The organism is Liquorilactobacillus vini DSM 20605 (assembly GCF_000255495.1).
GTDB lineage: Bacteria > Bacillota > Bacilli > Lactobacillales > Lactobacillaceae > Liquorilactobacillus > Liquorilactobacillus vini.
The window spans coordinates 13,677-25,839 of sequence record NZ_AHYZ01000080.1; the positions used below are offsets into that span (position 1 = coordinate 13,677).

At 38.7% G+C, this 12,163-nt stretch carries 9 protein-coding genes; 4 read left to right on the plus strand and 5 right to left on the minus strand.

The window, feature by feature from the left end; genetic code table 11:
• Window positions 1-10: 10 nt before the first annotated feature.
• Window positions 11-472 carry a flavodoxin gene (locus ON15_RS05335; RefSeq protein ID WP_010580451.1) on the plus strand — a complete coding sequence of 154 codons (462 nt, stop codon included), beginning with the start codon at window positions 11-13 and terminating at the stop codon, window positions 470-472.
• Between the two features lie 42 nt (window positions 473-514).
• On the opposite strand, the gene ON15_RS05340 is transcribed toward ON15_RS05335, so the two are convergent.
• Window positions 515-1,795, minus strand: coding sequence for an O-acetylhomoserine aminocarboxypropyltransferase/cysteine synthase family protein (locus ON15_RS05340; protein ID WP_010580452.1), 1,281 nt, complete (start codon window positions 1,793-1,795; stop codon window positions 515-517).
• 411 nt (window positions 1,796-2,206) lie between these two features.
• On the opposite strand from ON15_RS05340, the gene ON15_RS05345 reads away from it, so the two are divergent.
• The 3 genes from ON15_RS05345 (at window position 2,207) to ON15_RS05355 (ending at window position 5,800) form a co-directional block, all read left to right on the plus strand.
• The gene (locus tag ON15_RS05345; protein ID WP_010580453.1) at window positions 2,207-3,046 is read left to right on the plus strand and encodes a YitT family protein; all 840 of its coding nucleotides are present in this window, start codon (window positions 2,207-2,209) and stop codon (window positions 3,044-3,046) included.
• Between the two features lie 95 nt (window positions 3,047-3,141).
• On the plus strand, window positions 3,142-4,818 hold the full coding sequence (locus ON15_RS05350) for a glycoside hydrolase family 13 protein (RefSeq protein ID WP_010580454.1): 1,677 nt from the start codon (window positions 3,142-3,144) through the stop codon (window positions 4,816-4,818).
• A 10-nt stretch (window positions 4,819-4,828) separates the two neighbouring features.
• Complete coding sequence (locus ON15_RS05355) at window positions 4,829-5,800, plus strand: LacI family DNA-binding transcriptional regulator (protein ID WP_010580455.1); 972 nt, start codon at window positions 4,829-4,831, stop codon at window positions 5,798-5,800.
• 75 nt (window positions 5,801-5,875) lie between these two features.
• On the opposite strand, the gene icd is transcribed toward ON15_RS05355, so the two are convergent.
• The 4 genes from icd to ON15_RS05375 all read right to left on the minus strand — a co-directional run bounded on the left by icd (window position 5,876) and on the right by ON15_RS05375 (window position 12,148).
• Complete coding sequence (gene icd, locus ON15_RS05360) at window positions 5,876-7,150, minus strand: NADP-dependent isocitrate dehydrogenase (protein WP_010580456.1); 1,275 nt, start codon at window positions 7,148-7,150, stop codon at window positions 5,876-5,878.
• Between the two features lie 89 nt (window positions 7,151-7,239).
• Window positions 7,240-8,319 (minus strand): citrate/2-methylcitrate synthase, encoded by a 1,080-nt coding sequence (locus ON15_RS05365; RefSeq protein ID WP_010580457.1) that lies wholly within the window; start codon window positions 8,317-8,319, stop codon window positions 7,240-7,242.
• A gap of 23 nt (window positions 8,320-8,342) precedes the next feature.
• Entirely contained in the window at window positions 8,343-10,955 is a 2,613-nt protein-coding gene (gene acnA / locus ON15_RS05370; protein WP_010580458.1) for an aconitate hydratase AcnA, read from the minus strand.
• Between the two features lie 281 nt (window positions 10,956-11,236).
• Window positions 11,237-12,148, minus strand: a complete 912-nt coding sequence (locus ON15_RS05375) for a Gfo/Idh/MocA family protein (RefSeq protein WP_010580459.1) — start codon at window positions 12,146-12,148, stop codon at window positions 11,237-11,239.
• Between the last annotated feature and the right edge of the window lie 15 nt (window positions 12,149-12,163).

Below are 12,163 nucleotides of genomic sequence, written 5' to 3' on the forward strand. Positions count from 1 at the left end.
AAGCTAAATTATGGTAAAAGCCAAAGTTGTTTTTGCATCAATCACTGGAAACAATGAAGATGTTGCTGATATTATTTCTGAAGCACTTGAAAAAAGGGGGGTTGAAGTTGAAACAGATGAAATCTCACAATGTGATGCAGCTGATTTTGAAGATGTCGATTTGTGTATTGTAACTCCTTATACTTATGATGAAGGTGCATTGCCCGACGAAGGAATGGATTTCTATGATGATCTTAATGAAATGGATCTAGCCGGAAAAATTTATGGCGTGGCTGGATCCGGAGATACATTTTATGGAGAATACTATTGCACAGCCGTTGACGATTTTGCTAACGCTTTTGAAAAAGCCGGTGCAACTCAAGGGGCTGAAAAAGTAAAGATTAACTTAGCCCCAGATTCTGATGAAGATGTCCAAAAACTTGAAAAATTTGCTGATCAATTATTAGCAACCTATCAAAAACAAAATGCCTAAAAAAATTCCAAGGTTTCCCTTGGAATTTTTTATTTGAAATCCTTAATCAATTGCTGCAAGTGCCTGCTGCAAATCTGCAATTAAATCAGCAGCATTCTCAATGCCAATTGAAACTCGAATCAGATCAGGCGTAATCCCTGCTTGCTTTAATTCAGCGGCATTTAATTGCGCATGGGTCGTTGAAGCCGGATGAATAATCAACGATTTTGCATCACCAACATTTGCCAATAAAGAAAAAATTTGCAAATGTTCAATTAATTCCTTACCCGCTTTTTCACCACCTTTAAGTCCTAAAGTAAAGATAGAACCCACACCTTGCGGAAAATCACGTTTGGCTAGTTCATAATATGGACTGTTTGGCAATTCTGGGTATTTAATCCAAGCAACTTTCGGATGATCATTTAAAAAGTCAATTATCTTACGCGTATTGGCAACATGCCGCTGCACCCTTAGTGAGAGCGTTTCTAATCCTTGAAGCAATAAAAATGAATTAAATGGACTAATTGCTGCCCCTAGATCTCGTAAAGCACTTGAGCGAACTTTGGAAGTAAAAGCAGCTCCTTGTAAATCAGCAAAAACTAAGCCATCATATTGAGGATCAGGCATCGTAAACTCTGAATAACGCCCGCTAGCACGATAATCGAATTGACCATTTTCAACAATCACCCCACCCATAGTCGTTCCATGGCCACCAATAAATTTGGTCGCTGACTCGATCACAATGTCAGCACCGTGATCTAATGGCCGATAGAGATATGGTGATGCAAATGTATTATCAGAGATCAGGAGAATGCCATGCTGATGTGCAATCACAGCAATTTTTTCTAAATCTACTAAATTAATATCAGGATTGCCAATTGTTTCAACGTAAAAAGCTTTGGTATGTTCATTAATTTGATCGGCAAAGTTTTTAGGGTCATTAGAATTGACAAAATGTGTCTTAATTCCAAGTTTTGCAAGGGTAACATTAAATAAATTATAAGTTCCTCCATACAAGGTACTGGCAGCGACGATTTCATCGCCTGCTTTAGCAATGCTGGTAATTGCAGCCGCAATCGCAGCAGCACCACTAGCGAGTGTCACCCCACTACTTCCATGTTCTAAAGCTGCCACCCGCTGATCTACAACGGCTGTCGTTGGGTTTGTTAAACGAGTATAAATATTTCCCGGTTCCTTGAGACTAAAGCGATCAGCTGCCTGTTTAGCGTCTTTAAAAACATATGAAGTTGTCTGATAAATTGGAACGGCTCTGGCACCAGTTTCGTCAACCGTTTGTCCAGCATGAACTTGTAATGTTTCAAAATGCAAATCTTGCTTTGTCATTAATAATTCCTCCTATAAAATATTTTTGAAGATAATAAAAAACATCCCGGCAGCATAACTTAATATACTGCCGGGACGTTTAACCGTGGTACCACCCAGTTTCATTTGAATATTACTATCCAAATCTCATCGGCACAAACTATGCCAGGGATTATATCGTATCCTCACGAATCCAAAGCTTTCACCAGGGATTAAAAACTCCGAGCTCATCTTCAACCTGATCCAAACATCCATTTTCATCTAACAGGACTCGCTAATGAATGAAATTCAGCCTACTCTTCTCATCAACGTTTAATATTATCTTTGTTAGAAGACTAACACTAAAAATTTTTACCGTCAACAGTTTTTTATTTTGCCGAATAAATTTTTTATTGTTAAAATTAAACAGAATACAATAGAGGAAGTGACTTAATGTCTGCAGTAAAAATTAAAAAAAATCTTAGTCAATGGTTTTGGTTATTTATTGGCTTAGAATTGATCACACTTTCAATCAACTTTTTCTTTGCACCAATCGACGTAGCTGCTGGTGGTGCAACTGGAATTGCTATTTTATTAAATGCCGTTTGGGGGATTAACCGAGCAGCTACCGTCTTAGTAATCAATTTAGCAATGATCATTCTCGCAGCTTTTTTTCTAGATACCAAAATCATTCGCAAAATTTCAGCTGGGAGTTTTATTTTGCCGGGCCTGCTTTATTTAAATCCCAGTTTTAAGTTAGTCGATGACCCCTTGCTAGCAGTTACAATTGGCGGAACAGTTTTTGCTGCCGGAATTGCTATGCTTTACCGGATTAATGCTTCCAGTGGTGGTACAACTGTTCCACCATTAATTTTAAAAAAATATTTTCATCTTAATCCAGCGATTTCCTTATTGGCGCTTGATTTGCTGGTTACTTTATTTAATATTCCGGTTGCCGGAGTTAACTCTTTTTTCCTCGCAGCCTTTTCTCTAGTAATTACTTCACTAGTTATGCGCTATATTGAAGCTGGCTTAGATCATAAATATCAAATTCAAATCGTAAGTCAAAACAAAATCGATCAGATTCGACAAATGTTGTTAGCCAATCAAGAGAGTGTCACCATTTATCAGGCTGAAGGCGGCTTCAGCGCTCAAAGCAAGGAAGTCTTACTGGTAGTGACCGATGATTTAAATTACGGCAACCTAATCCATCAAATCCATCAAATTGATCCAGACGCATTTATTATCACCTCAAATGTTGTTAAAGTCCACGGCGGTCGCTGGGGAATGTAATTAAAGGAAGCCCTTGCAAATTTTTCTTTTTTAAAATATAATCATTTACAGGATTACTTGGAACGTTCCAAATATAGTTTGATGGAGGAAAAATTATGACCAAATGGTGGCAAAAAGCAGTTGTTTATCAAGTTTATCCACGAAGTTTTCAAGATAGCAATGGAGATGGAATCGGTGATTTACCAGGAATTATTCAACGCCTTCCTTATATCAAAAAATTAGGGGTCGACGTAATCTGGCTAAATCCAATTTACAAAACTTCGAATGTTGATGGAGGCTACGACATTTCGGATTATCAGGCGATTAATCCAGATTTCGGCACTATGACTGACTTTAAGAAATTATTAGCCCAAGCACATCAAATGGGACTTAAAATCATGCTCGACTTAGTTGTCAATCATAGTTCCTCAGAACATCCGTGGTTTATTGAATCACGTCAAAGTAAGGATAATCCTCATCGCGACTTTTATATTTGGCGTGATCCAGTTAATGGACATGAGCCAAATAACTGGGGATCGTTCTTTTCTGGACCTGCTTGGACCTATGATACAAAAACTCAGCAGTATTATTTACATTTGTTTGCCAAAGAACAACCCGATTTAAACTGGGCAAATCCGCAAGTTCGCCAAGCTGTATTTAAAATGATGAATTGGTGGGCTAAACAAGGAATTGATGGCTTCAGAATGGACGTTATTTCCTTACTTTCTAAACCTGATGGACTGCCTGACGGACCACAAGCTCCCAATGCTCCTTATGGTGATGGTGGTTCATTAGTAGCTAACGGAAAGCATGAACACGAATACCTACGAGAAATGAATCAGCAAGTCTTAAGTAAATATGACTGGATCACTGTTGGTGAAACAGCTGGTGTAACCATTGATCAAGCTGCTAAATATGCCAACCTTGATGGTAACGAGTTAAATATGGTTTTTCAATTTGAGCATATGGGATTAGATAATAATCGTGATCCGCGTTTAGGAAAATGGAGTGATCAAAAAGCCACCTTAACTGCTTTGCGTGCTAACTTAACTAAATGGCAGCAAAAATTAGCTAATCGTGCTTGGAACAGTTTATATTGGAATAATCATGATCAGCCGCGGGTCGTTTCCCGCTTTGGCAATGATTCACCGCAATACCGCGTTTTATCTGCCAAAATGTTAGCCACCATGCTGCATTGTATGCAAGGTACACCTTATATTTATCAAGGTGAGGAACTTGGTATGACCAATACTCATTTTGCAACGCTGGATGATGTTGTTGACGTTGAGGCACGCAATGCCTATCATGAATTAGTTGACCAAGAAAAAATCATTTCCGGTCAGAAGCTTTTGCGCTACTTTGATGCTAAATCTCGCGATAATGCCCGGACACCGATGCAGTGGAATGATCAAAAAAATGCTGGTTTTTCTAGTGGTAAACCTTGGCTACAGCTCAATGCAAATTATCAGCAGATCAATGCGGCGGCTGCCTTAGCTGATCCAAATTCTATTTTCTACTTTTATCAGCAATTAATTAAACTGCGTCATAACTTAGCAGTCATTACTGATGGTGACTTTCAATTAGTCAAAGACAACGACCAAGATCCAGCTGTTTTTGCTTATACTCGGCGTAACTCTGATCAGCAATTATTAGTGATCTGTAACTTTACTGATCAAACCTTAGAACGTGATTACTCGCTTGTTCCCGAGGCAAAACTGATCTTGCAAAACTATCAAGGTAAAATGACAACTAGCTTACGACCTTATGAAGCTCGAGTTTATTTGACTGATTGAGGGACCAACTATGACTGATATTAATGATGTTGCAAAATTAGCCGGGGTTTCGCGTGGATCAGTCTCAAACTATCTAAATGGCGCCAAAATGCGGCCAGCAACGCGTGCTAAAATTGTTTCCGCCATTGACCAGCTCCATTATTTGCCTAATGGTACCGCTCAAGCCTTAAAGAGGCGGCAAACTAATTATATTGTTTTAATCTTGCCTAAAATTACAACTCCTTTTTTTGCCAAATTAGCTGAACAAATTCAACTTGAAGCTAAAAAAAGGCAATTAAAACTTATTTTAGGTATTTCTGGCAGTCAAGCAAAAAACGAACTTGAATATTTACAAATGGCCCAAGTCCAAAAAGTTGCTGGCATTATTACCATGTCATATTCTGATATCACACCTTGGCTGAATGTTAAGATTCCACTGATTACTCTGGAACATCGGCTTACTGAAGAAGTACCACTGATCTCAGCCGATAATTATGCTGGTGGCAAGTTAGCAGCAGCTCGGCTAATTGCTACAGGTTGTCAAAAATTAGCCTTTGTTGGTTATCAACCGCTTGAAAATTCGGCTTTTCAACGTTACCAGGGATTTCTGGATCAATGTTTGCAGCAAAATATTGAATGTGAAAAAATCTTGTTGCCCAACCATATTAATACTCGATTTTTAGGCAAATGGCTGAAACTTAATTTTAATTCAACTAATTTTAAATACGATGGAATTTTTGCGGTTTCTGATGCCCTAGCTTTACAAATTTGGCTTGGATTGCAACAGCAACAAGTTATGGTGCCACAAAATGTCCAATTGATTGGTTTTGATGGCGTCCCTGCTTATTCAGGAACTCAATTGAAGCTTTCATCGATCAAACAACCGGTTGAGCAAATGGCCCAAGCAGCGGTTGTCGCTCTTGTTAACTTGATCAATGGTCAAGTACCGTCTTCACCACAGATTTTGCCGGTGAGTTTTCATGCTGGTTTAACTACTAAATAAAATATTTATTTGCCGATAAAAAATCAAAAAGTCGCTAATCAACTGATTAGTGACTTTTTTTATCTAAGCTAAGTTTTAATTTTGCTCAATCAATGCAGCTAAATAACTTGCAAAACCACTCGTTGACAACTCAACAGCATCTGGCAGTGCTTTAGCAAAATCAACCGTGACATGCTGATCAGCAATTGCCTGACTAACTGCTTTTTTTATTAAATCAGCGGCTTGTTGCCAACCAAGATATTCAAACATCATAACTCCAGACAAAATCATCGAGGTCGGATTTAATTTGTTTTGTCCGGCAAACTGTGGTGCAGTACCATGCGTGGCCTCAAAAATTGCTCGTTTGGTTTGATAGTTGATGTTAGCTCCGGGAGCAATCCCAATGCCTCCAACTTGAGCCGCCAAAGCATCAGAAATATAATCACCATTCAAATTCAAAGTTGCCACCACGTCAAACTTCTCGGGATGCAATAAAGATTGCTGAAAGAAATTATCGGTTATCAGATCATTAACAATAATTTTTCCTGCTTTAACTGCTCTCGCTTGGGCTACTTGTGCTTCATCATATCCTGCCTGTCGTAATACATCGGTATACTCTTCCATCGTAAAGACTTGATCCTTGAATTCTTGAGCTGCTTGATAACCCCAGTTTTTAAAACCGCCTTCTGTTTTTTTCATAATATTTCCCTTATGAACTAACGTAACAGTCTGCAAATGGTGATCAATTGCATACTGAATAGCAGCTTTAACTAGGCGCTTTGATCCTTCACTTGAAACGGGTTTGATTGCAAAAGCCGAAGTATCTGGAAAACGAACTTTTGCAAATTGATGATACTTTTTTAAGAACGCTAACAACTCATCTGCTGCAGGTGTTTGTGCAGCAAAGTCGATTCCAGCGTAAATATCTTCAGTATTTTCCCGAAAAACAGTAATAGAAACTTTCCCCGGATATTTGACCGGTGATGGACTGCCAGCAAAATACTCAACCGGTCGGACGCAGGCAAATAAATCAAGTTCTTGCCTTAAAGTCACATTTAATGAACGATGTCCCTTACCAATTGGCGTTGTCAGTGGTCCCTTGATTGAAACCAGATAGTCCTTTAATGCCGCTATCGTTTTCGCCGGCAGCCATTCTCCTGTTCGATCATAGGCTGCCTGTCCAGCTAAATATTGCTTCCAAATCACTTGCTTAGTCCCTTGATATGCTTTGTCAACTGCAGCATCAAAAACTTTTTTAGCTGCCGTCCAAATTTCTGGCCCGATTCCATCACCAGCGATAAAGGGAATGATGGGGAAATCTGGCACTTGCAGTTGATTGTGTTGAACTGAAATCTTTTCTGGTTTTGTCACTGCTGATTCCTCCTCAGATGGCTTGATAAACTGCCCTTTGATTCCAGGCTTTTTTCAGTTTCAGCAAAAATAACAGATTACTATTTTATTTAAATTTTATAATGACGATTTTGGGGCCCAACATATTCAGAAGATGGGCGGATCAAAATATTCTCTTGACGCTGTTCCATAATATGTGCCAACCAACCCACTGTCCGACAAGCAGCAAAAATCATTGTATAAGTTTCCTTTTTTAACCCAATGCAGTGATAAATTAACGCGGTATAATAATCAACATTTGGATGAAGTTTATATTTCTTTAACATATAATCAGCTAATTGTTGCTGAATTTGATAATAAGCTTGATTATTAGTCTCAACAGCTAATTTTTGGGCAATTTTTTTCAAAATAAAAGCACGGGGATCGCCACTTTTATATATTCGATGACCGAATCCCATAATTTTACGTTTTTGTGCCAACTGATCCTTAATATATTCAACTGGATCTAACTGCTGATTTTTGATTTTCTGCAGCATTTCAAAAACTCTTTCATTAGCGCCACCATGCAGCGGACCTTTTAGCGCACAAACTGCCGCTGTTAAACAAGAATAATAATCCGATAAAGTCGAAGCTACCACTCGCGCTGTAAAGGTTGAAGCGTTAAATTCATGATCGGCATGCAAAATCATCACCGTCGAAAACATACGCGTAAGTTCGCTTGATGGTCGTTTACCAGTTATCATATAAAGAAAGTTTTCCACAACACTCAGTTGAGGATCAACATCGATTAATGGCTCATTATCTCGAATTCGGATAATTGCTGCAATGGCCGTCAGCATTTTTGAGAGAATCTTAGGTGGCTCATCGTGCTCGACATCGTTGGTTGTCCCTAACAGAGAAGTTGTTGTCCGGAGAATACTCATAGGATGTTGTGGTTCTTTAGCTATATATAATAGCAATCTGATCGTTTCTGCTGGCAAAATCATTTTATTGACTAATTGTTGTCGAAATTTTTTCAATTTCTGCTGATCAGGCAATTGCTTGTACCACAAGAGAAAAACAACTTCTTCAAACGTTGCACTAGCAATTTCTTCAATCGGATAGCCTACGTACGTTAAATGAGCATTCGCCGTTGAACTAATTTTTGTTTGATCAACAACAACTCCGTCTAAGCCCTTTTGACAATCCATTAAATTCCCTCCTCAAAAATAAATTAATTCTCGGCCATTTTCTTGGTTAAGACATATGGCAGAATTCCTTGTGACCGATAATATTGATTATCGATTGGCGCATCAAACCGAACCCGCACATCAAATTCAATTTGATGTGCTTGATTCTGGGCTTTAACATGAGCAGTCTGTCCAGTCAACTTAATGGTAAATGTTTCACTGCCATCTAATCCCAAACTGTCAGTATTTTGCCCCGACAAATACTGTAGTGGCAGGACACCCATCATAACTAGATTTGAGCGATGAATTCGTTCAAAACTTTCCGCAATGACCGCTTTGACACCTAGCATTTGAACACCTTTGGCTGCCCAATCACGCGATGAACCCATCCCATAATCCTTACCAGCTAAAATGACCGTTCCAATCTTCTGTTTTTTGTAATCCATTGCTGCCGCGTAAATTGTCGTTTCTTTACCAGTTAACCAAGATTTAGTAAAGCCGCCATGTTTTTGCGGAGTAAGTTGGTTTTGCAACCGAATATTAGCTAAGGTGCCCCGAATCATAACTTCATGATTACCGCGCCGCGAACCATAAGAATTAAAGTCCTCAGGTTTCACACCACAGCTTAACAAATATTGACCGGCCGGAGTATCCTGCCCAATGAAGCCAGCTGGTGAAATATGGTCGGTGGTAATTGAATCGCCCAACTTAGCTAACACCCTCAGATCAGCTAACTGCTTTGTTTGCGGTTCAAACAACGGCGGTAAAGCCAGATAAGTTGAATTCTGATTCCAGTGATAAGTCACAGATTTAGTAACTGGCAGAGCATTCCAAGTTGCATTTTGCTCAAAAATATTTTGGTAATTGTCAGAAAATAATTTCGGCTTGACATAATCATGAATGATTTTAGTAACCTCTTCACTCGATGGCCAAAGATCCTTTAGATAAACTGGGGTGCCGGTCTGATCTTGACCAAGTTCTTGTTTAGTCAAATCAATATCTAAGGTCCCAGCTAAAGCATAAGCAATTACTAAGGGCGGAGAAGCCAGATAAGTATCTTTAATCAAAGGATTAACGCGCCCTTCAAAATTACGATTGCCACTCTCAATTGCAGCTAAAGGATAATTAGTTTGCGCAACAACCTCTTGAACACCTGCATTTAATTTACCTGAATTACCGATACAAGTTGTACAACCATAACCGACAATATTAAATCCTAACTGATCGAGGTAAGGCTGGAGACGTGAAGCTTTGAGATAGTCGGCAACAACACGCGAACCTGGAGCAAACGAAGTCTTAACATACGCTGGAATCTGAAGACCCTTTTCGATAGCTTTTTTGGCAATTAAAGCCGCTGTGATTAAAATTTCTGGATTTGACGTATTAGTGCAGCTCGTAATTGCTGCAATTCCTAAAGCACCCGGCTGCAAAGCAAATTTTTGTTCATTAATCTCGACCTGACAATCTGGCAGATCATAACCAGCAAAATACTTTGGCAATTGAGCTAAATTCACTAAGTCTTGTGGGCGTTTTGGTCCAGCAACGCTACTTTTAACCGTCCGCAAATCTAATTCGACGTTTTCAGAATAATGCCGCTGATTATCTTCGACTTGCCGATAAAACAAATGATTAGTTTGAGCGTACGTTTTGATCAGCTCAATTTGATCAACTGAGCGATCCGTTAATTTCAAATAAGCTAACGTTTGCTCATCAATTGGGAAAAAACCACAAGTTGCGCCATATTCAGGGGCCATATTAGAAATAGTTGCCCGATTTGCCAGCGGTAAGTTCTGCAAACCTGGGCCATAAAACTCAACAAATTTACCAACAACATTGTGCTGACGCAACAGATGAGTCAAGGTCAAAGCCAAATCCGTTGCCGTCGCCGTCACCGGCAATTTACCAGTTAACCGCACCCCAACTACTCGCGGCATTGGAAAATATGACTCTTGTCCTAGCATGCTGGCTTCAGCTTCGATTCCACCAACACCCCAGCCTAAAACACCTAAGGCATTAATCATTGTTGTATGTGAATCGGTTCCAACCAAAGTGTCAGGAAATAAGATCGGAACCTGAGCTTGGCTGAAACGAACAACTGACGATAAATATTCTAGATTTACTTGATGAATAATTCCGGTATCAGGTGGAATAACAGTCAAATTTGAAAAACTGGCCTGAGCCCACTTTAAGAAAGTATATCTTTCGCGATTACGTTTAAACTCCTGTTTAACATTATAGTCAAATGCTGCTGGTGTGCCTGCCATGTCAACTTGGACTGAATGATCAATAATCAAATGCACTGGCACATCTGGATTAATCATCGCTGGGTCGCCCCCTCGCTGTTTAACAGCTTCGCGCATTGCAGCTAAATCAACTAAAGCGGGAACTCCTGTAAAATCTTGTAGAACTACTCGTTCAGGCTTATAAGGCACATCATGATCATGTTGTTGGTCCCAATTAATAAATGCAGGTAAAAATTTTTTTAAATCCGTCCGCTCTTGACTGTGTCGCAGTGTTAGCTCTAATAAAATTCTAATCGAGTATGGCAGACTAGCTATATTCTGATCATGATCAGCCAAAAAGTCTGCTATATCAAAATACGAATATTTTTTTTGTCCAATCGTTAATTGCCGCTGATAATCTGGATTTGTCGCCATTTGCTAAAGCATCTCCATTCATCACCACGTCATGAATTTTTAAATTTTCTAACGTGGTCTAATTTCTAATCATTCTAACATACTTCTAATCACCTGCAAATTACACCTAATGTTAAGTCTCACTAAAAAAGATTCTTTTCAAATAAAAAGTGTAAAAATTTCTCTTTTTGCAATTAAGTAAGCGGATACAAATTTGTAAACAAAAAAATATTGCCGTTTTACCTTCCAAGTTTTTAACTCCTGAGTCAATTTGAAAGTTTTAGCAATATTGGCAAGTAAATTTACTTTTGTTTTGCTGACTTTAGCATTTGCGCACACAGTCGATGACTCAAACAAATATTTTTCTGTTTGAGTTTGGTTGAAGTTTTTGATTCCACAGCTTGAATGAATGATCTTACCATTTGATAAAAGCCACAGAGCTCCGCTGGTTCTGACCATTTTTTAGAAGTGCTGACTTGTTTGATTAATTGATTTTGAATTTCTAATTCCTGTAAGTCATTTAAAATATAATGTCCACGATCACTAGTTAACTGAATCTGTTCATCATCAGCATTTGAATGAGCATCTAGCGCCAGCCAAGCAGTTGAATATTCTGTTTCCAATTGCATAACGGCCGTATCCAACATTCCATTTTGGTTTTTTCTGATTTGACTATTGCATTGTTTAATGGGCTCGTCAATCAGATAAATCGCTGTATCAATCAAATGAATAAAAATCTCATCAATCGCCGTGGCTGTCCCCAATTTTAAATTATTATAATTTTTAGTTATCATCAATAATCTTTTATGCTTGACTTGCTTAAGATCGTCAACTAAAGGCGCAAACCGACGATTAAAGCCCAGCATCAAAATTTGACGATGATTTAACGCCAAATTTTGTAATTGACGCAACTCAGTCAAGGATTCACCTACCGGCCGATCAATAAAAACATGCACACCATTTTCCAAACATTTTCTAGCTAATTCAAAATGAGCTGGGGTTGAGCCATGAATAAAGCAAGCATCAATTCCCAGATCCAGTAATTGCTGCAAGTTATGATATAAGTGGCTTAAACGATATTTTTGCATTAATGCTTGTTCAATTTTTTCATCTTGAACTGCAAAATAAAAATCGCCTGAGTCACGCATTGAAAAGTATAATGGTAAATATTCCTTCAAGGCCCGTTTTTCAATTCCGACTACTCCAAATTTCATCTATTCTTCTCCTTT